The sequence below is a fragment of the Streptomyces sp. NPDC059169 genome, from assembly GCF_042755225.1.
Taxonomy (GTDB): domain Bacteria; phylum Actinomycetota; class Actinomycetes; order Streptomycetales; family Streptomycetaceae; genus Streptomyces.
On the sequence record NZ_JBHZCF010000003.1, the window covers coordinates 84,698 to 106,689 of the forward strand.

Below are 21,992 nucleotides of genomic sequence, written 5' to 3' on the forward strand. Positions count from 1 at the left end.
GGTCCGTCCACCGCCCCGCTCCGCACGGTGCTCCGTTCGGGCGGCTCGACCGCGTGCACGGCGGCCGGCGCGACCCTTACGGAAGTCTGACGCGATGCCCGTTTCCACCATCGTCGAGCGATCGGACTGGTGTTCTCGCTGGAGACGCATACGGCCACCACCCGCCACGTCCCCGACCGTTCACGCTCCAGGAGTTCGAGATGACCGAGCAGCTGTCCCTGCGCGCCGCAAGACCGTCACCGACGCACCGTACCGCCGATGCTCCGCTCCGCGATCACCGTCCCCCCGCCCCGAACGCCCGGCAACCCTCATGGGATCCGACCTCCCTCGCCCACCTACCGCGGGACCAGCGGTGGCTTCTCCACCAATTCGGCCAGGGGCCCGCCGCAACACCGTCGCACCCCTGTATCCACCACCCGGTCGAGGAATTCGCCGCGGCCCGGCCTCACGCCACGGCCGCCGAGCACGAGGGCCGGACCCTGACCTACGGCGAGCTGGACGCACGGGCCAACCGCCTCGCCGCACTCCTCACCGAGCACGGTGTGCGCCCCGGCGACCGGGTCGGACTGTTCCTGCGGCGGTCGCTGCCGATGCTGGTCGGTGTCGTCGCGGTACTGAAGACCGGTGCTGCGTATGTACCCCTGGACGCGGAGCAGGCTCCAGCCGCACAGGTGGAACACGTGGTCCGGACGGCCGGCATCACGGTGGTGCTGACCACTTCGGCCCACGCAGACAAGCTGGCGGTGCCGACGGGGACCCGACTGGTGGCCGTGGACCGGATGTTGGAGGAGCCACTGCCCCCGTACGCCTCGGGGTTCCGGCCGCTGCGCCCCGTCCAGCCCGATGACATCTGTTACGTCCTGTTCACGTCCGGCACGACCGGTCGCCCCAACGGGGTCGCCGTCACCCACCGCAACGTCTGCAACCTGCTGCTCACCGCGCCGGGGGACCTCGGGATCCGGCCCGGCTGGCGGGTTGGTCAGATCCTGAACATCGCCTTTGACATGGCCGCGTGGGAAATCCTCGGAGCGCTCGCCCACGGGGCGACCCTGATCGTGCGCGGTGCCGACACCACGGCGGCAGCGCGTGACGCCGACGTGATCATCGCAACGCCCAGTGTGCTGGCGACGATCGACCCCGGTGACTGCGCGCGGGTACGCGTGGTGGCCGTGGCGGGCGAGCCGTGTCCACGCACGCTGGCCGACACGTGGGCGCGTCGCTGCACCTTCTACAACGGTTGCGGTCCGACGGAGACGACCATCGTGAACACCCTCCAACGACACTGCCCCACCGCGCCGTCGCTGACGATCGGCCGCCCCACACCCAACAACACCGTGTACATCCTCGACCCGCAGGGGCGGCTCTGCGCCCCGGGTGAGGTCGGCGAGATGTGGGCGGGCGGGGACGGTGTGTCCGCCGGGTACCTCGCCGCCCCGGACCTGAACACCGAGCGCTACGCGCCCGATCCGTTCCTGGGCGGCCCACGGCTGATGTTCCGCACCCGCGACCTCGGACGCTGGACTGCCGAGGGTGAGCTGGAGCACCTGGGACGTACCGACGACCAGGTCAAGGTTCGCGGCTTCCGGGTGGAGCTGGACGCGGTCTCCACCGTGTTGGAGACGCTGCCCGGTTGCGAACGGGCCGTGACCCTCAAGACCGACGACCGCACCTTGGTGTCCTTCGTGACGCCCGCCACGGTGGACGCGGAGGCGGCCCGCGCGGCCGTCGCCGACGCACTGCCCTACTACTGCGTACCCGCCGTCGTGCACCGTCTGTCACACCTGCCGCAGACCGACCGCGGCAAGGTCGACAAGGCGGCACTGCGCCGCCTGGCAGGAGAGGGCGGCACTTCATGACGTCCTCCGCCGCGCCCACGCGGACTCGCGGCCAGCAACCCGACCCGGCGCCCTCGTCGGAGTCCACGGTCGGCCTTCCGGACCCGCTGCCGCCGCTGCGCCGCATGCTCAAGCATCCGCGTCTGATGCACTACAACCGACTGATCGCCTTGGTCGTTCTGGTCAACCTGATCGTCGCGGGAGCCGCCGCGCCCGGCGGGATCGACCCGCGGACGTGCGCCGACGCCGTACTGGTGAACCTGGCCCTCGCCATCCTCGTCCGGCAGCAGTACATCATCAACGCGCTGTTCCGGGTGGCCACCGCGGCCCCCGTCTCCTGGCCACTGCGGGTGCGCTGGACGCTCGGCAAGGTCTATCACTTCGGAGGCCTGCACGTGGGCGGTGCGCTGTGCGGCACCGCCTGGTTCACGACGCTGCTGGTCCAGCTGGCCGTGAAGGGCACGGCCCCGGCGCTCCTGGCCGTCTCCTACGCCCTGGCGGTCCTGTTGGGCGTACTGGTGGTCACCGCGCTGCCGCCGGTGCGTGGCCGGTTCCACAACGCCTTCGAGCGGATCCACCGATTCGGTGGATGGGCGGCCCTCGTACTGTTCTGGTGGCACACGCTGCTGCTCGTGCACGCGGACGGCCGTTCCGCGTCCACCGCTCCGCAGACCTGGTTGCTCGCGCTGGTGACGTTCAGCGTCGCCCTGCCGTGGCTGCGTCTGCGCAAGGTGCCCGTGTCGGTCAAACGGCCGTCCTCCCATGTGGCGCTGGTGAGCTTCGACCACGGGCACACCCCGTTCGCCGGCTCGTCGACGGCGATCAGCCGCCGTCCGCTCGGGGAGTGGCATTCCTTCGCGAACGTGCCCGCTCCCGGGCGCAGCGGCTTCCGCCTGACCGTGTCGCGAGCCGGTGACTGGACCGGTTCGTTCATCGACGAAGCCCCGGAGCACGTCTGGGTCAAGGGCATCACCACGGCGGGCGTCGCGAACATCGAGACGCTGTTCACGAAGGTGGTGTACGTGGCGACCGGCAGCGGGATCGGTCCGTGCCTACCGCACCTGCTTGCTGCCGAGGTCCCCGCCCGTCTGGTGTGGGTCACCCGGTCGCCGCGGGAGACGTACGGCGATGCCCTGGTCGAGGAGATCCTCACGGCACAGCCGGACGCCACCGTCTGGGACACCTCCGCCCGCGGCAAGCCGGACATGGTGCGACTCGCCTACGAGGCACGGCAGGAATGCGGTGCCGAGGCCGTGATCTGCATCTCCAACAAGCACGTGACCTGGAAGGTGGTCCACGGTCTGGAACGCCTGGGCATCCCCGCCTACGGCGCGATCTGGGACTCCTGACCTGATGGAGGGAAAGTACACCGTGAACGAACGGAACCTGCGCCACATCGTCGTCCAGCGGGACGGGGCCGTGGTCACCGTCCGTCTGCACCGTCCGGCCGTTCGCAACGCGTTGAACGGCGCGCTGCTGGATGAACTCCTCGGTACGCTCGCCCCGCTGGACGGGGATCCGGACGTCGGGTGCTTCATCGTCACCGGGTCCGACGGGGTGTTCGCCGCCGGCGCGGACATCGCGGAAATGGTCGACCGGTCCGCCCCCGGGATGGCGGAGGAGGACTACTTCGCCCGGTGGGAGGAGTTCGCCGCCCTGCGGACCCCGAAAGTTGCCGCAGTAGACGGCTACGCCTTGGGCGGCGGCTGCGAACTGGCGATGATGTGCGACATCGTCGTCGCGTCCGACCGGGCGGTGTTCGGGCAGCCCGAAGTCCTCCTCGGTGTCATGCCCGGCATCGGCGGGACCCAGCGGCTGACGCGTCTGGTGGGTCGGGCCAAGGCGATGGACCTCATCCTCACGGGGCGTCGGATGAGTGCCGAGGAGGCCGAACGTGCCGGTCTCGTCTCCCGGGTGGTTCCGGCGACCGACCTGACGAGGGAGGCCGCCGAGATCGCCGCCACCGTGGCCGGTTTCGGCCGGGCTGCGGTGCGTGCGGCCCGCGAGGCCGTGGACCAGTCCCTGGAGGTGGGGCTCAGTCACGGGCTGCGTTTTGAACGGCGCTCCTTCCATGCCCTGTTCGCGACCGAGGATCAGAAGGAAGGCATGCGGGCCTTCCTCCAGAAACGCCCGCCCACTTTCACCGGTCACTGACGGGTCTCCCCGGTGCCCGGTCCTGCCGGCACCGGAACGGACTCGACCGGCCAGACGGAGCTTGGCGCGGCAGGAGGCTCCTGGATGCTCTCCTGCCCCGCTCGGGGCCTCGCCGCGAGACCGGTCCCCCACCCGCTGAACCGGTCCCTCTGGAGCAGGCACCACCAGGTCATGCGCCCTGCTCGACGGCTGCACCGGCACTCCGGCGTTCGTCGTCAACCCAGCCCTGGACATCCTGACCGCCAGCACCTCGGCGCAGGCGCTGTACTCACCCTTCGAGCCCGGGGGCAACCTGGCTCGCATGGCCTTCCTCGATCCGGCGGGACGGTCCTTCCACCGCCACTGGAACCGGACGGCCGAGGCGGTGGTGGACCACCTGCGCCAGGCCTACGGTGTCGATCTCGAGGACGCGCGCCTGGAACGGCTCACCAGCGAACTCAGCGCGTGCAGCACCGACTTCGACCGACTGTGGAAGACCCACGCCGTGTACGGCAAGACCCGGGCCGACAAGCACTTCCACCACCCGAATGTCGGCGAGTTGACCCTGACCTACCATGCCCTCGACGTACGGGACGCCCCCGGACAGCAACTGATCGTCTACCACGCCGAACCGGGCAGCCGCTCCGCCGAGATCCTGAGCCTGCTCGGCTCCGTGCATGCCACGGTGAACCGCGCCGAGCAGCACGGAACGTAGGGGTTGCCCCACGTGGTCAGTTTCGCGCGTTTCTCGAAGCAGGTGAGAGCTGCAGCCAGGCGCAGGAAGGCGAGGAAGTGGCTGCCTTTGCGTTCGTAGCGGCCGGTGGGACGGCCGTAGCCGAATAGCCACGCGATCGTTCTCTCGTGTGGTGCGGCTACCTTCCACAACTCATCGGGCACCAGTTCCCGCGCGAGATCCACAGCCGTAGCGGACGATCATGCCCCAAGCCGCACCTCCGGCCAATGCCCAGGCCCAGGCCCAGGCCCAGGCAGTGTGAGGATAGTCGTTGGCCAACGAGTACCACGACTTCTAACCTGCTCAAGTGATCGAAGATGGCCCCGCGGTACGCGTCGGAGAACCCGGACCACGACCGGTCCACCTGCTCTTCTCCGAGCTGGCAAGACCGTTCGGGGATGACCCCATGCTCGACTTCCTCGTGAAGGCTCGCGGGCAATGGGTGAGCGTAGAGACCCTGGTGCGGACATGGGACGGCGATGGCCTCGATACCTTCCTCTCCGCGCTAGCCGAGGACTTCCGCGGCTGGGAAGGAGTGCGCGCCTGGCGCTCCCTGGAACACGACCTAACGATCTCGGCGGAACACCGCTCAGGCGGCTACATCCACCTGGCGTGGGGCATCCACGACCGGCCTCCGTCCGAGGCGTGGCACTTCGAGACCACGACCGTGCACGCGGCCGGCGAGGAGATGCGAAACCTCGCCGATGAGTTCCACACGTTCCTGATGGGCACCGTCGAGTAGCTGCAGCGCCACGTGAGACAACCTCATGGACACTGCGCGGATTCGCAGTGTCTACATTGCGGGAGACGCACCCTGGTGGTCACGGAGTCCTGCGACGTTCTGAGACTTCTGTGACTTCTGTGACTTCTGTGACTTCTGAGGGGACACGACCATGTTCTGTGGACTGGTTCGGTCGGTGGACGCGGGGAGCGATGACTCAGGTTCCTTGAAAGGGGACTGTCCTTGCCACTCCTCGCACCGGGGCCGAACCGGCGAGCAGGGAACTCCTGCGATTGTCCAGGTCAAAACCGGTGTTGGCCCCTGAGTACGGTGACGTACCTTCGGCTGGGCAGCTGCCGCTTGGTAGGCCCGAACTGTGTAGCACGGAGACCGCATGCGCTTTCGCTCGACCACCGAGACCGATCTCGATCTTGTCCTGGACTGGGATGTCACCGAACCCGTTGCCTGGATCACGGCCGAACGCCATCGCGAGGAGTCCGTCGGCCGTCGACTGCGGCCCGAGTGGACGTGGATCGCGCAGGAGGACGGACGGGTGCTGGCTCGGGCGCTGTGGTGGGGGCGCTCTGACAGCGATCATCCGATCGTTCTGGACTGCCTGTCCGCGCACCCGTCGGTGACGGACCCTGCCACGGTGGCCGCCGAACTGCTGGGCACCGCCCACAAGGCGTTCGCCGAGCAGGGGCTCACCACCCTGCCCGAGTACAACATCATGCTGTCCCAGGACGGCCCGCACGACGAGGATGCTCGGGCCGCTGCGGTCGCCTGGCGCGAGGAAGCCGGTCGGCGCGCTGGTCTGACGGAGCGGATCGAGCGACTGCGTTTCGAGTGGACGACCGAAGCAGGCACCCCCGAGCCGTCCGGCAGGCTGGTCTTCGCCGCGGAGCCGGATGACGAGGTGTTCGTCGAGGTCTTCCGGCAGGTGGCCCGCGGCAGCCTGGACCGCGAGACGATCGCCAATCTCGCATCGATGGGAGAGGAAGGCGCGGCCCGCGACGACCTGGAGTTCTACCTCGACTGTCCGGGCAAACGCGACTGGTGGCGGATCGCCCGCACCCCGGAAGGGCAGCTCGTCGGCTTCGCCATCCCCTCCCGCACACCCTACGGCCCCAACGTCGGCTACCTCGGTGTCGTCCCCGAGCTGCGGGGGCGGCGCCATATCGACGACATTCTCGCCGAGATCACGCGTTTCCACGCCGGACGGGGTGCGGCGCGGATCACTGCCACCACGGACACCGCCAACGCTCCGATGGCCGCGGCCTTCCGGCGTGGCGGCTACCGCGTCAGCGAGACTCGCGTGATCCTGGCCGCCCCGGCAGCCTAGGAGTTCGCGCGTCGGCCGGATTTCGTAGGCGGCGGGGTCCCCCGGGCCCATCGGTGGGTCGTCCATGCCCTACGGATCGAGCTGCGGACGGTGGTGATCGTGTCGGCGAGGTCGAAGAAGGCGTCGATGACGACGCCACGGCGCTCGCAGCAGCGGGCGAGGCGGTGGAAGGAATTCCGCCAAGCGTGGGTCCGCTCCACGTGCCACCGCCCGACTGCCTGGATCGGCGCCTTCTCCCCTTGCGGGCGATCCGACCACGCAGGCCGCGTTCGTCGAACAGAGCGCGGGTGGTACCCGAGTCGTAGCCCGCGTCCAGATGCACGGTGACGACGACGGACAGCGGACCGGGGCCGTACAGATGGTCCAGAGTCGGGGCGAGGAGCGGGGAATCGTGCCGGTCGGCGCCGGCCAGGACATGGCCCAGAGGGATGTCGCATCCGAGGACCCACGGGCTCCACAGAGGGACGCCGGGGGAACGGACGCCGGCCCCGACGTCCTCCTTCACCGGCACGCGAAGAAGGCGACGACCACTCGACGGTAGGTCAGGAGGCCATCTCAGCGAGCTTGGTGAGCTGCTTGGAGACGACGTCGGGCGGCACCACGGCCGGACCATCGCGCCGGATGTTCGCCGACTGGAAGGTGGCGACGATCGCGCCCTGCCGCACCACGATGACGGTCACCGGCACCTTCACCGACTTCTCAGCATCCGAGGAAACCACTTGGAGCAGCCGGAAGGACACGGACTCACTGCCGAGCCCAGGGTCCGGCAGTGCGACGACGTCCTCGTAGGCGAATCCGTACGCGGGGGTGAACGCCGTGCAGGAACGCAGCGCGGTCCGCAGCGCGGCGATGACTTCCCGGGCCTGGTCTGGTGCGTACGAGGCCAGTGCCATGGAACCTCCGTAGTCGCCCGCGACTGCACTCATCACCTGCTTGACGAGGGCTTTCGGTTTGGCCGGGCTGGCCAGACCCACCGCAGCGTTGACCGGTCGGCACACCGCCGGAGTGACCGGTGCGTTGTCCGCCCAGGCCGGGCCGGGCAGCGCGTCAAAAGTATGCCCTGGAAGGTCCTTCTGCGTGACCATCGCCTGCTGGAGTTCCTGCTGTTCCAGCACCTTGTCGGCCGCAGCCGGCACGGTCGACCGCTCGCCCCCCTCGTCCGCCCCGGGCCCCTCGGTCTTGCCCGCACAGCCCGCCGCGAACAGCACGACCGTCACCCACGCCAGTGCCGCCCCGCGACGCCACGGACGCACCTGTCTCCGCCTCAAGTCCCCTACCCCCGCTTCTACAAGATCGCTGAGAAACCGTGAGTACACCGCGCCCTGCCACGGCGTCAAGCGATCAACACCGTCACCGGCCCAGCACCGGCCGCTACGAAGGTCGTCGCCAGCGGCGGTACAGGTGACCTCCCGCACGAAACAGCACGGGAGTACTGAACTCAGGCTCGCCTCATGGCACACGGACCGTTGTCCCACCATCACGAGGAAGGCCTGCAGTCCTGGCCCAGCCCACGGGGGTCAGACCTGCCAGTTCGCCCCCTTTGTGCCAGCCGTCGAGCAGTTCGGCGCAACAGGTGTCACACGGCGAGGGCGGAGGTGCGACAGCGGCACCACCACGCCCGGTAGGGACGCTACCGCTGCGCAGCCAGGCCCACGAATAGCGGCATAAGCCAATACATCACACTCCGTCTGCGCGGTCCGTCACTGACGCCACGTCACTTGCGCCTGTGCGTTACCTGATTGAAACCTTTTGCTACCTAGCGGTAACAAAACAGCTCGTGCCACATTCACGTTCGTCACCGGCCGGTGCGCCCCCCCACTTCCCCGCCAGCCAGAGCATCCCCATGCTTCCGCCTGGCCAGTCCCCGGAGAGATCCCCTATGAGACGCTCTGCCCGCACCGCCACCCTCGCCGCCGCCTTGGTGGTTGCACCGCTGGTCTCCTCACCGCCCGCACACGCCGCAACCCGCAACCCGGTCCTCTTCGTCCACGGCCTGAGCAGTTCTGCCAGCACCTGGAACACCTGGGTCGGCAAGTTCAAGGCCGATGGTTACGCGGACTCCGAGCTGTTCACGTGGTCCTACGACTGGAAGCAGTCCAATCTGACGACCGCCTCGCAGCTCAGCAGGAAGGTGGACGAGGTACTCGCCGCGACCGGCGCCACGAAGGTCGACATCGTTGCCCACTCCATGGGCGCCCTCAGCTCCCGCTGGTACCTGAAGTACGGCGGCGGCACCTCCACCGTGGACGACTTCGTGTCCGTGGCCGGCGTGAACCACGGCACCGACCTGTCGCTGTTCTGCTCCTTCTACACCTCCTGCAAGGAGATGGTCGCCGGCAGCACCTTCCTCAAGACCCTCAACTCCGGCGACGAAACACCCGGCAGCGTCAACTACGCCACCCTCTGGTCGACCTGCGACGCCATGATCAACCCGGACGAGTCGGCGAAACTGGACGGTGCGACCAACACGTCCGTGGGCTGCAAGACGCACACCGCCATGAACGAGGACTCCGCCAACTACACCAAGGTCCGGGACTTCATCGCCTGACGGCCCGCCCAGTGGTCGAACCGGCGGACCGTGCGGCGGAATTCTCGCAACGACCCTCGCCCGGGAACGAACACGGCAGTGTTGTGATCGGCGTCGACGTGGCCAACCGGGGTGAGTCGCCCGGTCGTAGACGCCGTCCGGGACCGTCTGGCCCGGCTCGGGTCGGCGACGTCGTGCATGTGCACCGGCGCCGGCCCACCGGCCGGCCGGCCGGCATCCCGGTGCCCGCTCGCCCAGACGACGGGGCCTGGCATCACCGTCCGTGTCCGGCTACCCCAGAGGGGCCATGGCGTCCCGTGGCGGGAGCTCCGGAGCGGTACGGGCCTGGGCGCGGATCTTCAACGGGATCCGCCCCCAGGCCAGTCGAGGATCCCATCTCCTGGGACCTCGACACTCCAGGGTGTGCTGCCAGGCCTACCAGCACGCCGCCCTGTTGGCCGGACTGCACCGCGCGGACCCGCTGGACCTGGACGACTGCGCCGTGGACGGCTCGCCCGTCCGGGCCCTCAAACGGGACCCGCCCTGGCACCTCCCCCGTCGACCGTGCCCACCGCGGCTCCACGCACCACCTGGTCGTCACCGGCGAGCGGGGTTCCGCACAAGGGGCGCACCCTCCGCGCGGAGGCAGACGTCAGTTGTCGTTGGTCTTGCGGCGGCGCACCACGAAGGCCGCACCGGCGCCGAGCGCGACGGCGGCACCGCCCGCGAGGGCGAGCTGCGGCAGGACCGAGGAGGAACCGGTCTTCGCGAGGTCGCCCCCGGTCGCGGTGGCCGTTTCCGGCGTGGGTGAGGTACCGGTCGGTCCGGCGGAGGTGCCGCCCTGCGCGGACGGGCTCGGCTTGGGGGTCGGCCGGTCCTTGTCGGCGACCGTGCCGGGCTTGGCGTCGTCGACCGTGCCGGGCTTGCTGCCGGCGGGCAGGACCGAGAAGTCGTAGCGCTTCATCGGACCGAGGACGCACGGGTTGTACTCGCTGGAAGCATCGCCGGCGAACAGGGCGAAGCCCTTGGCCGTCGTGGCCGCGGCATCGATCGTGAGCCGCATCTCCACCTCGCTGTGGTCGCCGGGCTTCATGGCGTCGATGGGCGCGACATGGTTGTTGCCCCGGGCTTCGAGCTCCTGCCAGGCGGAACCGTTGGACCACTGCACCTTGAGGAAGTCCATGTTCTTCGTCTTTTTCAGGACGATGAAGGCCAGCGGGTCCACGGTCAGCGTCCTGTCGGTGCCGTTGGTCACCGTGAACGAGAAGTCGACCGTGGTCCCGGCGACGATCTTGGACGGCAGGCCGTCCGCGAGGACGGTCAGGTCCGGAACGCGCACGCACTCCTTGGCGGCGGCGAGCTCTCTGTCCGCGGCTTCCTTGATCTTGAGGGCCTTCGCGGGAGCGTCCTGGACCAGGCTGTACTCCTGCGACGCCTTGACACTGGCGTCGTTCCACGCCTCCCGGGCCGCCGCCTCCTCGGCGTCGGCGGCCGCCTGGGCGTCCGCGGCCTTCTTGGCATCGGCCTTGGCCGCGGTGAGAACCTTCTGCGCCTCGGCCCTCTCGGCCTCGCCCTTGGCCGCTTCCAGCTTGGCCTCGGCGTCGGCGAGAGCCTTGTCGGCCGCCGCCTTGTCGGCCGCCGCGGTCTCGGCCACCTCAGCCTGGGCCAGGACGGCGGCCTTGAGCGGGTGCGTGTCCAGGTCCAAGGCGGCCATGGCGGCCTTCACCTTCTTCAGCCCCGCCTCCTTGGCGGCGACCGCGTCCTCGTACGCCTTCGCCGCGTCGGCGGCGGCCTTCTCCAGCTCGGCGTACGTCTTCGGCTGATTCAGCGCCTGTGTCGCGGGCTTGGGGGCAGCCAATGCCGGAACTGCGGAGAGCAGCACGACGGGGGTGGTCACCGTTACGGCAGCAGCCGTCGCGAGAGCACGGCGAAACTTCACGTGGTCCCTTTCTGAAGGGAGAGGTCAGGGTGGCGGCTGAGGTACTGAACACGTTCATTCGACAGCCGTGATCATGATCGTATGGCCGGGACAAGCAGCGGAGACACCGATATCCCAGACCCGTCGCCCCCGCGTCGGCAGCGAACCGCCAGGCAGAAAGGGACGAATGCGGACAGTTGCTCGCGCCGTCGAGGATCCTCTGAGATCTATCTCATCGCAGCCGAAGAAGGGGCAAAAGACCTCACCCGCCCCGCCCCCACTCGCACCGGCGGCAAAACAAACCCAAACATTCGCGTGTGAGCGAGGTCACGGAGGCTTCCGGCGGAGAGCGGAATAGGCACACCGCCCGAACCAGTTGCTTGAGAAGGTGCAACAATGCATGTGCACATACCAGCCGGTCAACCGCATCACTCACCAGGAGCCCTCACGTGACCGTCACGACGCCCCCCGCCTCCCGCGCAGCCCAGATTCTGTCCCGCCCGATCGCGCTGAACGGGGTCACCGTGCCCAACCGGATCGCGATGGCGCCGATGACCCGGATGTTCTCCCCCGGCGGCATCCCCGGTGAGGACGTGCTGTCGTACTACGCGCGCAGGGCCGCCGCCGGTGTCGGGCTCATCGTCACCGAGGGGACGTACGTCGGGCACAATTCGGCCGGACAGAGCGACCGCGTGCCCCGGTTCCACGGCGAGGAGCAGCTGACCGGCTGGGCGAAGGTCGCCGAGGCCGTCCACGCCGCGGGCGGCACGATCATGCCCCAGCTGTGGCACATCGGCATGGTCCGCAAGCAGGGCGAGCCGCCGTTCGCGGATGCTCCCGCCGTCGGTCCGTCCGGTCTCACCACTGAGGGCGCCGAGCCCACCGGCAAGAGCATGACCCGACAGGACCTGGACGACGTCATCGCCGCGTTCGCCCAGGCCGCGGCCGACGCCGAGCGCATCGGCTTCGACGGCATCGAACTGCACGGCGCCCACGGCTACCTCCTCGACCAGTTCCTGTGGGCGGGCACCAACCACCGCACGGACGCGTACGGCGGCGATCCGGTGGCCCGCACCAGGTTCGCGGCGGAGATCGTCGCCGCCGTCCGCGAGCGGGTCTCCCCCGACTTCCCGGTCCTCTTCCGCTACTCGCAGTGGAAGCAGCAGGACTACGGCGCCCGCCTCGCCGAGACCCCCGCGGAGTTGGAGGCGATCCTGGCCCCGCTGGCCGCGGCCGGTGTCGACGCCTTCCACGCCTCCACCCGCCGCTACTGGATGCCCGAGTTCGAGGGATCCGACCTCAACCTCGCCGGCTGGACCAAGAAGCTCACCGGCAAGCCGGTCATCACGGTCGGCTCGGTCGGCCTCGACGGCGACTTCATCAGCGCTTTCCAGGGCAAGGGCTCCCTGGTCAAGGGCATCGACAACCTGCTGGACCGGCTGGAGGCCGAGGAGTTCGACATGGTCGCCGTCGGGCGCGCACTGCTCCAGGACCCGGAGTGGGCGGCCAAGGTGCTCGCCGACCGCTTCGACGACCTGAAGCCGTACGACCCGGCCGCGCTGAAGTCCCTCAGCTGAATGGCCAGCGGACTCGTGCAGGAGTCCGCCCCGCCTGGCGTACGACCCGGAGCACAGGGCGCGGACGCCCAACCCCAAACGGCCGACGGCCGGAATCGGGTGACCGACAGCCGGCTGCGCGGCACCCGAGCGTGCGGCGGCGGCCGGCTCGCACCTGAGCGGCCGCCCGCTGCCGGGCAGCGAGGTCAGGCGGAGCCGAGCAGGCCCGCCAGCGGCGCGGGGAGACGTTCGTGCGGGAGCGGCTCGGCGGTAGACGCGGTGCGAGGTGGCGACTGACCACCCCGAAGCCGTGAGCCGCAACGAGGCCGCCAGCCGCAACGACGGGCTTGGGGCGCGACCCGGTGGTCGTGCACGCAGAGAGTGCCTTCCTGCTGGGGATGACAGAGACCTTCGAAACGTCTCGTCTTTCCTGCTCAGGGGGCACTTTCGCGTTTTCGATCAAGATGAGGACACCGCGGCAAGGAGAACATGCGGGCTCGCGCTTGGTCGCGTCCTCGCGGGGTGGGACGTCTCCGAGCAATCCCCGGGGGCACGACGACGGATCGCCCTGCCGGGTGCCGTCGCAGGTTCGCACGCGTATTCCGCCGACGCTTCTGCCGCGGCGGTGTCCGTCACCCGCTGCACGCCGCTGCCGGGCACCCGGGTCCTCCGTGGCGCCGCCTAGATCATCCGAGGCTGAGCTCCCGGCTCGGAAGAAGAAGGACAGCGCTCCGACCGCAGAGTTCGCGCCGGCGCCCAGCCCCCATGCACGACAGCGCCTAGAGTGACCGGTTGTACGCAGCATGCAACCGAGGGGGGACGGGCGAGGGATGGATCTGGAGACGGTGTTCCGCAGCAGTGGTGTGCCGGCCGCCGAGCGGTTCGGCGTCTGGCACGAGCACTTGGCGAAGCTGATCTGCCCGATGGACACCAGCAGCAAGCACGCACCCGATTTCCACGGGGATCTGCAGCTCCTGCAGTTGGGCCCCGTGTCGTTGCTGCCGACAAGGGTGCAGGAGGTCTCGGGGCTGAGGACGGCGAAGCTGATCCGCCAATCCGACCCGGAGTTCTACGACGTCACGCTGATCCAGCGCGGCACCATGAAGCTCAGGCACGCGGGCCGTGAGGCGGTGCACGGACCACAGCACATGTACGTCGTCGACACCTCACGGCCGTGGGAGACCCACGCCAGCCCGCTGAAGAGCATCGGTCTCGGTGTACCGAAGAGCCTCCTGCCGCTGCCCCCCGAGCATGTCGGTCGGATTCTGGCACGTCGTCTCTCGGGGGAAGAGGGGCCCGGTGCGCTCCTCGCCCAGTTCCTGACCCACCTCGCCGGGAACCCCGCGCCCTACCGGCCTGCAGACATGCCCCGGCTGGGCACCCTCGCCGTGGACCTGCTCACCACGGCCGTGGCCCACTACCTCGACGCTGAGAGCGCGGTCCCCCCGGAAAGTCGCCAACGCGTCCTGTTCCTGCGCATTCAAGCCTATATCCGTCGACATTTGGCCGACCCGGAGCTCAGCCCCGGAACCATTGCAGCTGCACACCACATCTCAACCAGCTACCTCCACCGCCTCTTCGTCCAGGGAGAAGCATCCGTTGCGGCCTGGATCAGGCACCAGCGCCTCGAAGGAGCCCTCCGCGACCTGGTTGACCCCCGTCAGCGCACTACGCGCATCCACGCCATCGCCACCCGTTGGGGTTTTCCTCGGGCAGCGGATTTCACCCGCGCTTTTCGGACCGCCTACGGCGTGCCGCCGCGGGAGTACCGAGAAGCAGCCTGTCCACCAGGTGTTGCCGCAGTGAAACCGCACCTGTAATCGTGCAGACCAGGCGACAGCCGGATCCTCGCGACCGGCGAGGATCCGTGCTGCCCTGGCCCATCAAGCCCCCCTCGCTCCCTCACGGACCACGGTCCTCAGACGAAACCGCCACGCCCGATGCAGGCTGGGGGGGGACGGTCAGCTCCCGATGGGGAGCCAGATGGAATACACCCGCGGGTTCGGGTACGTCCACGAACCGGTGTCACCGTCGTACCGGGCGTTCTGGAGCTGGATGTACCCCTCCTCGCGCATGTTGTAGTTGCAGGTGGCCCATGTACCGACACCCAGTTTGTTCCGGCAAGCGCCCGAGCGGCCGTAGTTGGTTCGCCAGAGGGCGACTGCGGACTTGCCGTCGCCCCGAGTGTCCTTGACCAGGACTTTGTCGCCCGCCTTGTCGAAGCACGACAGGACGCCCGTGCTCTCGATGCACGGCAATGCCGCTACACCCTCTGCCGTGTTCGTGACGACACCGTCGCTGACCTCGGGCACCGCTTCGTCGGCGGACGCTTGACCGCTCAGTGCGACCGCGGTCACGGCGAGAGCGGCGAGGCCGATCCCGACCGACGGGAGCGGCTTCCTCCACGAACCGATTCCACTCATGTCCACGTCCTTTCGCTGGTCGCGGGTGCCGTCCTCCGCGCATTGCGCGAAGGACGGCACCACTCGATTTGACACGCCCACTGCGCCCCTCCCGAGGCACGCGCCGAACCGGTTCGGGTCTCCAGGGCGTGCAGCCCAAGGTATGTGGCCACGGCATGGATTTCGTTAGCAACGGGTGCACACTTGCCAGGCATTGCGTTCACCCGACAACGATGGTCCGGTGGCGGAAGGTTGGGCGTAGCGGCCCGGAGAACTCCCCGCGCACGAAACCGCGGACCAAGCGTCCGGGTTCACCGCCGAGCGGGGGCCGGCGGCACCACGGTCAACAGCACGCGTCAGGGCCGGGCAGCAGACGCCCTCGTGGCCCTGCCGCCCCATTCCGATCCCTGTGGTCGAACCGAACGAAACGCTGCCGTTCCCGTGTTCGGCTTGAGCCTCGGTAAGGGCGATCGGTAGGACGCGGCAGTGGTCCGGATGATGTGGCACCGGCGGAGGTCAGACGGGCGACGACGGCATCGCGGAGCCGCGGATCGGTGAACCCCTGCCGCCCGCCCACTGAACAATCCGTGCTCGAAGCGATGGGCCTGACGACGGCGCCGTCCTTGCGTGCTGAGCGATGCGCCCCCTATGCGCCCTGTCGCTCGGAGTGGCCACAACGGCAGCCTTGAAGACAGCAACACCTTTCACGGCGTGCTGAGTTGCCGAGGAGTGCCCCTTGGGCAGGAATGACGACGACGCCGTGAGGGCGAAGCAGATCCGGCGGCGAGGAAGAGGAACGCCTCAAGTTCATCGCCAGCGTCGCCGAGGCCGATCTTCACCGGCTCAACCCGGATGAGTAGCAGAAGCGTTCGGCGGAACTGCCTCGTGCAGGATGTTCGGATGATGAGCGTTCGAGACGAGGCTTCGCGGTGCCCGTCGGCCCCGTGTCGATCATGTCGTGGATACCCCACCAGTGATCGCCGCCACGGGTACCAGCCTCCTGGGCTCCACGTCCACGACCCATGTCTGCCGGGGACTCGCCACGGCCCCTACGGCTCCTCAGCAGCCCGCTTCGCTCCCCTGGAAGACCATCCTGAACGATGTGACCACCTTCGACGGCCCGACCCTCAGCGCCCCGCCGGCAGCTCCAACCACCACAGCTGCACCACTCGTTCGACAGACCCGCTACGGTCGCCCGCCGCCGCCCGCCGCCGCCTCGCGGGCGAGGACCGCAGGCTTGCCGGACAGGGAGCGCGCCACCAGGCGCCCCACTCCAGGGAATCCTGACAGCCGCATCGCCGCCCGCCTGACGCGCAGGCGCGAGGTGGAACCCGGCAGGAACCATTCGGCCGCCGCGCGGCCGGACTTCTGCTTCTCCTCGGCCACGGGACGCCACCGCTCCTCGTACGAGGCTAGCCCGCATTCCACCGACGACGCCCGCCCGAGCTCCTCGGCCAGCACGTACGCGCCCGCCACCCCGAGTGACGCGCCCTGGCCCGCGAGGAGGGATACGGCATAGGCGGCGTCCCCGACCAGCACGGTGCGTCCACTGCTCCAACGGTCCATCACGATCTGGGCCACCTGGTCGTAGTACACCTCGCTGGGCGGGGGGCACTCCTGCAGGGCTCGCGGGACGACCCAGCCCAGTCCCTGGTAGGCGTGGCGCACCGCCTCCCGGACGTCGCGGGGCAGTTCGCCGCTCTCGGCTCGGTGCACGCCGAACGCCGCGACGCGCCCGTCGCGCAGGCCGTAGAGCCCCATCTGGCGGTCGACGGTGTCCGTCAGGCAGAACCGGCCCCGCACCTGCTCGAAGATTTCCGCGTCGTCGAAGACGTAGGCGGCCGTGTGGAACCCCCGGTACTGCAGGTAGGACGCCTCGTCGCCGAAGACGAGCCTCCGCACCGTGGAGTGCACGCCGTCGGCACCGACCAGTAGGTCGGCCTGCTCGACGGTTCCGTCGACGAGGGTCACCCGGACCCCCGCGGGGCTCTCCTCGATCCCGGCCGGGCCGGTGCCGAAGCGGAGGTCCACCGCTGCCGGAAGGGCCTCGCGCAGCGCCTGTTCCAGGTCCGGCCGCATGATGCTCAGCAGCCTCCCACCGATGGCACGGGAGAAGCGGGCGTAGTCCAGGCCCGCGCGGCGGTGTCCGTGGTCGTCGACGAAGCTGGCCTCGTCGATCCGGTACGCCAACTCCTTCAGCGCCGGCATGAGGCCCATGGCCTCGGCCGCGTCGTACCCGGGTCCGAAGAAGTCGACCATGTAGCCCTGAGTTCGGGGGCCGGGAGCCTTCTCCAGCACCACCACGTCCCAGCCCAGCGCGTCCAGTCGATGCGCCAGGGCAAGTCCCGCGATACCCGCCCCGCAGATCACTGCCTTCATGCCGTATCACCCGTTCTCTCGGCGGTCAGTCCCCCGCCGTAGATGGCCAGTACTTCCGACGCCCAGCGTTCGAGGCCCGCGGCGGAGAGCGGATCGATCCCGAGGACCTCAGCCAGCCGCGGACGCAGAATCAGCAGCGCAAGGTCGTTGACCAGGAGGAACGCTGCCCGCACTTGCGGGTCCCGACCGCGCACCGCCTGACCGGCCCCCTCCATCTCCTCCAGGGTGCGCCGGCTGAGTTCGAAGAGCCGACGGAACAGGATCCGGCCGGCGTCGGCTCCCGACAGCAGCAGCCGCCCCAAGTAGGCGGGGATCGGCGAGTCTTCAGGGAGATGGCGCAGTACGGCCGCTCCGAGGCCGTGGGCCAGACCCTCCGCGGACTCGCCCTCCGGGCCCTGGACCGCCACCTCGCTGAGGACCGCCTCGAAGACGGACAGCACATGCCGGTCGACTTCCTGCCGCAGCCCGTCCTTCGAACCGAAGTGGTGCAGCACGAGCCCCGGCGACACCCCGGCCGCTTGCGCGATCTGCCGCACGGACACCGCGTCCGGTCCCGACTCCGCGAAGAGCCCCAGGGCCTCGTCGCGCATCACGGCCCGACTCGTCCGATCGTCGTCACCTCTGATCGCTGAACACATGTTCAATAGACTAAACGAACGTTCAATCGCAGACAAGTGGACGGCTCGAACGGGCTCGGACGTTCACCATCGCCCTCCCGGACGCTCGTCCAGTTCGGCGTCGCCTCCGATACAGCTGGTGTCGGTGAGGGCGAGGCGGTCGCCGATGGTCAGTTCCGGTGCCACCCTGCCGGCGCGGGCCTCGGCGGCGAACGTGTTGAGGTCGTGGGCCGCGACGCGGGCAACGTCGTCGGCGTCGGCGGACGCCGACGCGCGTACGCCGTCGATGCCGTAGGAGGTCAGCGGGCGGGCCCGCAAACGGAGGTCCTCCTCGTCGCCTCGTACCGGTCGTCGACGAGGCCGTCCTTGTCGCCGAGCTGGGCGCGGGCGTCGCGCAACTCGCCCCGGCCGACGCCGTCCTTGGTCTGCGCGGTCCGCAGGGCGACGGACAGCGCCGTCAGTGCCTTGCCGCCGCCCTGGAAGGCCTCGGCCAGCTACTGCGCGTCGCGGGAGGTGACGCCCACCTCGTGCGTGCGCGGAGCCGGCGGGTCGGAGCCGGCCCGCAGGGCGGCGATCTCGCCGATAAGGCACACGGCAGCGGCAGACGGGCCGGGCTGGTCGAGCTGATCGGCGATGGCCAGTGCTTCCCCGGCGAGGGCTGCCGCCTCCGTCAGGGCGCCCCGGTCCCGTTGCACGGCAGCGAGGTCCAGGCAGGTCAGCGCCACGTACGGTCGCGCGCCGAGGAACCGGTTGCGGACCAGAGCCTCGCGCAAGAGCTCGTCGGCCTGCGCCGGACGGCCGGCAGTCAGGGCAAGGCGGCCGAGTTCGCGACTGACCGTACCGGAGAAGTAGGCCGTGGGCGTGCCGAACGATCCCGGGTACGGCCGGAACAACGCGAGCTGGTCGTACACCAGCCGCGCGGCCTCGGCATCACCTGTCAGCACGATCAGGTCGACCAGGTGCACCAGCACCGCCGGCCACGTCGGGTTCGTCATCGGGATCGGCAGCAGCGGGCGCAGCTGGTCATAGGCATCCCGCGCCTCGTCCAACCGCCCGCTGAGCAACAGCGCCCGCGCCCGCACGGACAGGAGCAGGGGCTGTCTCGGCGCCTGGTCCAGGGCGCGCCACATCTCCTCGGGCATTTCCCCGGCGTCGCCGCGAACCAGGGCCAACTGCTGGCACAACACGTGGTTCATGGCGATCGCGGTCTGGTCCCCACTGGCCAGGGCGATTTCGACGGCCTCCTGGTTGTGGCGGCGGGCAACGGCGAACTGTCCTTCCTGCGCGGCCCGAGCGGCGCTGACGCGCATCAGGTGCCAGCGGGTCAGGGGCAGCACGGAACGGGCCGCGATCGCCTCGATGCCGCGGATCGCATCGTCCACCAGGTCCAGCCGACCCATCAGGTACCCGGCTTGGATACGCCATTCGTGGCCCAGCACCGCGGCGAGCGGGTCGCCGAGTCGCTCGGCGCCGGACACGGTCAGGTCGCCCAGGCGCAGTCGTTCGGCACTGTCGCCCGGGTGGGCCAAGGTCATCTCCCTGGCTCGAGCCGCGTCGATCTCGGCCCGCAGGTCACCGGTTGCCTCGGCCAGAACGAGGGCGGCGCGGGCGTGTTCGGCCGCGAGCTCGAGCGAGCCGAGATCGGCGGAAGCGGTGGCCAGCTGCGCGAGCAGCCGGGAACGCACGGCGCTCGGCAGGTCCTCGACGGCCAGCGCAGCCCTGCACAGTCGGCTGATCGACCGCGAGGCCTGTGGAAAGGTCACGCCCTGAAGCACCAGGGCGGCCTCCGCGAGTAGGGCGGGCTGGCCGGCTGCGTTCGCCGCCTCGGCCGCTTCGGTGCAGTAGCGCAGGCTGGCGTCGTAGTGCCCGGCAAGGTACTCGGCGCGGGCCAACGCGACGAGCGCTGCGGGGCGCTGCGGGTCCGTGTGGGCGAGGACGGCGACGGCGTCCGCCATGTGCCGGGCGGCATCGGCGTAGGCGTGTCGTTCGCGAGCCTGGCCCGCGGCGGTCCGGGACCATTGGGCGGCGGCGGTGCGGTGGCCTGGCTCCTTACCGGCCCGTCGCCAGTGCGCCGCGATGCGGGCCGCCTGGGTTGCGTCTCCGGCCTGCTCCAGGGCGCGGGCGGCGGCTCGATGGAGGGCGCGGGCGGCGGCAGGGGTAGTTCGACCGAGCACCTCGTCGCGGACCAGATCGTGGGTGAAGCGGTAGGTACGTCCGGCGCCGGTGGTCTCCGTCGCGGTGAGGACGCCGGCGTGCCAGGCCACGGCCAATGACCGGGCAACGACGGTCTCGCCCAACTCCGGGAGGACCGGCGCAAGCTGAGCGGCGTCCAGCCGTTCGCCAAGCACGGCGGCGGCACGCACGACGTCCCGCTCCTCCGTGGTGAGCCCGGTCAACATGCCGCTGACGATGGTGCTGAGGTCGGTTGCCTGCGTGCGCAGTGCCGTAACGAGCAGCGGCAGTCCGCCCGAACGCCGGTACGACTCCGCCGCATTCGGCTCGCCGACGCACTGCGCGACCTCCTCCCGGGTGAACGGCTCCAGCCGCAGCACTGCAGCGCCGTAGCGGCCCAGGTCCGCGAACGCTCCGGCGGCTTCTTCGGGCCCCGGCTCCCGGAAAGTGCCGATCACGAACAACCCGCACTCGTCCGCCTCGCTGGTCACCTGCCGCAGCAGGTCGAGGCTGGCGGTGTCGGCCCAGTGCAGGTCCTCCAACAGAACGACCAGCGGGCGTTCGGACGCTGCCACCGCCAGCGCCTCCGTCATCGCGGCCAACTCCAAGAACCGTGCCGCTGCCGCTGCGGCCGGGTCCGTGGCACCCCACGGCTGTTGCCCGGCCGCGGTCCTGGCTCCCGTCATCGGTGCAGTGCGCCGCGCCGGCGACCCGGAGGCGACACCCGCAAGACGCAGCACTCGCTGCCAGGGCCACAGTGGTGGCGCTGCCGCGTCCCTGGGGCAATGGCCTCGTACGACGGTGAAGCTTGCGGTATCGGCGTAGCGGCGCAGCGCCTCGGCCGCAAGGGTGCTCTTGCCGATGCCCGCCGGGCCCGCGAGCAGCACCACGGATCCGGTGCCGCGCGCCGCAGCGCTGATCCGGTCCGCGAGGGCCGCGAGTTCGGTCGCGCGTCCGACGAAACCGTCCCGCCCCGACAGTGCTCCGTAGGTACGCACGACGGGGTCCTGCGGAGCACGGTTCCGTGGACGCGCTGGTGCTCCGGACAATCTGCACGAGCCGGCGCCGTCGGCCTGCACCTCACCGGACGGCCCCCGACCGGCGTCCGTCCGATCGACAGCACCCGGCGGATCCGGGCGTTCGCCGCGATCGTGGGTGGGCAGGGCAGCGGCAGCCCGGTCGGGCTCCCGTTGCCCCCGGCCGGACGGCGCCCGCTCGGCCCGCTGGTCCTGTGCGGTGGACGGGCGGGCCGGGGGGTCGGGCGGGGAGGCGCGGGCGGCCCGCAGCCAGTGCCGCCACTGCTCCTCGTCCAGCAGTCCCGCACTGACCCTGTCGGCAGGGATCCGTCGGCCGCGGCAGTGCTCGAGCAACACCCGGACCAGGACCAAGAAGGCCACTTCGGATTCGGGCAGGTGCCGCCCCTGCTTCCAGTCGCTGACCCGCCGCCCGGAGATCGGCCGCCCGCGCGCGTCGGGACGTCGTCGGTTGGCCTCGGCCACCGCGCTCTTGATCGGAAGATCGACCGTCAGTCCGAGCAGTTCGCCCAGCCGGTCGGCGATCACCCGCCGCGGTGTCGGCTCCGCCTCCCCCATTTCCCCGCCCCCCAGCAGGCTGCAGTGTCCGGACCGGACCGGACCGGAAAACCACCATAGGCCCT

At 69.9% G+C, this 21,992-nt stretch carries 16 protein-coding genes and 1 pseudogene; 9 read left to right on the forward strand and 8 right to left on the reverse strand.

What is annotated here, in order from left to right:
• The first annotated feature begins 200 nt into the window (after positions 1 to 200).
• The 6 genes from ACFXOM_RS06655 to ACFXOM_RS06680 all read left to right on the forward strand — a co-directional run bounded on the left by ACFXOM_RS06655 (position 201) and on the right by ACFXOM_RS06680 (position 6,764).
• Positions 201 to 1,856 carry an amino acid adenylation domain-containing protein gene (locus ACFXOM_RS06655; protein ID WP_384927803.1) on the forward strand — a complete coding sequence of 552 codons (1,656 nt, stop codon included), beginning with the start codon at positions 201 to 203 and terminating at the stop codon, positions 1,854 to 1,856.
• Complete coding sequence (locus ACFXOM_RS06660; protein WP_384927805.1) at positions 1,853 to 3,184, forward strand: hypothetical protein; 1,332 nt, start codon at positions 1,853 to 1,855, stop codon at positions 3,182 to 3,184. The genes ACFXOM_RS06655 and ACFXOM_RS06660 overlap by 4 nt, the downstream gene beginning before the upstream one ends.
• 22 nt (positions 3,185 to 3,206) lie before the next feature.
• On the forward strand, positions 3,207 to 3,989 hold the full coding sequence (locus ACFXOM_RS06665) for an enoyl-CoA hydratase-related protein (RefSeq protein WP_384947371.1): 783 nt from the start codon (positions 3,207 to 3,209) through the stop codon (positions 3,987 to 3,989).
• Positions 3,990 to 4,167: 178 nt separating this feature from the next.
• Complete coding sequence (locus ACFXOM_RS06670; protein ID WP_385037422.1) at positions 4,168 to 4,683, forward strand: hypothetical protein; 516 nt, start codon at positions 4,168 to 4,170, stop codon at positions 4,681 to 4,683.
• A gap of 325 nt (positions 4,684 to 5,008) precedes the next feature.
• Entirely contained in the window at positions 5,009 to 5,443 is a 435-nt protein-coding gene (locus ACFXOM_RS06675; protein ID WP_384927810.1) for a DUF6228 family protein, read from the forward strand.
• 373 nt (positions 5,444 to 5,816) lie between these two features.
• Positions 5,817 to 6,764, forward strand: coding sequence for a GNAT family N-acetyltransferase (locus tag ACFXOM_RS06680; RefSeq protein WP_385037182.1), 948 nt, complete (start codon positions 5,817 to 5,819; stop codon positions 6,762 to 6,764).
• Here the strand turns inward: ACFXOM_RS06680 and ACFXOM_RS06685 are convergent.
• Both ACFXOM_RS06685 and ACFXOM_RS06690 read right to left on the reverse strand, forming a co-directional pair.
• Positions 6,761 to 7,203, reverse strand: a pseudogene (locus ACFXOM_RS06685) (IS5/IS1182 family transposase); the annotation flags it as partial. The gene ACFXOM_RS06680 and the pseudogene ACFXOM_RS06685 sit on opposite strands and share 4 nt — an antisense overlap.
• A 103-nt stretch (positions 7,204 to 7,306) precedes the next feature.
• Positions 7,307 to 7,981 (reverse strand): hypothetical protein, encoded by a 675-nt coding sequence (locus tag ACFXOM_RS06690; protein ID WP_385037185.1) that lies wholly within the window; start codon positions 7,979 to 7,981, stop codon positions 7,307 to 7,309.
• A 662-nt stretch (positions 7,982 to 8,643) separates the two neighbouring features.
• Here ACFXOM_RS06690 and ACFXOM_RS06695 point away from each other — a divergent pair.
• Entirely contained in the window at positions 8,644 to 9,312 is a 669-nt protein-coding gene (locus tag ACFXOM_RS06695) for an esterase/lipase family protein (RefSeq protein ID WP_384927819.1), read from the forward strand.
• A 631-nt stretch (positions 9,313 to 9,943) separates the two neighbouring features.
• Here the strand turns inward: ACFXOM_RS06695 and ACFXOM_RS06700 are convergent.
• Positions 9,944 to 11,230 carry an LPXTG cell wall anchor domain-containing protein gene (locus ACFXOM_RS06700; RefSeq protein WP_384927822.1) on the reverse strand — a complete coding sequence of 429 codons (1,287 nt, stop codon included), beginning with the start codon at positions 11,228 to 11,230 and terminating at the stop codon, positions 9,944 to 9,946.
• Between the two features lie 428 nt (positions 11,231 to 11,658).
• Here ACFXOM_RS06700 and ACFXOM_RS06705 point away from each other — a divergent pair, with 428 nt between their 5' ends.
• Positions 11,659 to 12,786, forward strand: coding sequence for an NADH:flavin oxidoreductase (locus ACFXOM_RS06705; protein ID WP_385037188.1), 1,128 nt, complete (start codon positions 11,659 to 11,661; stop codon positions 12,784 to 12,786).
• 809 nt (positions 12,787 to 13,595) lie between these two features.
• Positions 13,596 to 14,585 (forward strand): helix-turn-helix domain-containing protein, encoded by a 990-nt coding sequence (locus ACFXOM_RS06710; RefSeq protein WP_385037191.1) that lies wholly within the window; start codon positions 13,596 to 13,598, stop codon positions 14,583 to 14,585.
• Positions 14,586 to 14,726: 141 nt separating this feature from the next.
• Here ACFXOM_RS06710 and ACFXOM_RS06715 read toward each other — a convergent pair whose 3' ends face one another.
• The 5 genes from ACFXOM_RS06715 to ACFXOM_RS06735 form a co-directional block, all read right to left on the reverse strand.
• Entirely contained in the window at positions 14,727 to 15,188 is a 462-nt protein-coding gene (locus ACFXOM_RS06715; RefSeq protein WP_385037194.1) for a hypothetical protein, read from the reverse strand.
• 1,164 nt (positions 15,189 to 16,352) lie between these two features.
• Positions 16,353 to 17,546 (reverse strand): FAD-dependent oxidoreductase, encoded by a 1,194-nt coding sequence (locus ACFXOM_RS06720; protein WP_384947361.1) that lies wholly within the window; start codon positions 17,544 to 17,546, stop codon positions 16,353 to 16,355.
• A complete protein-coding gene (locus ACFXOM_RS06725; RefSeq protein ID WP_384927840.1) occupies positions 17,543 to 18,184 on the reverse strand; it encodes a TetR/AcrR family transcriptional regulator in 642 nt (213 codons plus the stop codon). The genes ACFXOM_RS06720 and ACFXOM_RS06725 overlap by 4 nt, the downstream gene beginning before the upstream one ends.
• 63 nt (positions 18,185 to 18,247) lie before the next feature.
• A complete protein-coding gene (locus ACFXOM_RS06730; RefSeq protein ID WP_384927843.1) occupies positions 18,248 to 18,481 on the reverse strand; it encodes a hypothetical protein in 234 nt (77 codons plus the stop codon).
• Positions 18,482 to 18,657: 176 nt separating this feature from the next.
• Positions 18,658 to 21,927: an ATP-binding protein gene (locus ACFXOM_RS06735; RefSeq protein WP_385037197.1), complete on the reverse strand. Its 3,270-nt coding sequence runs from the start codon at positions 21,925 to 21,927 to the stop codon at positions 18,658 to 18,660.
• Positions 21,928 to 21,992 lie beyond the last annotated feature (65 nt).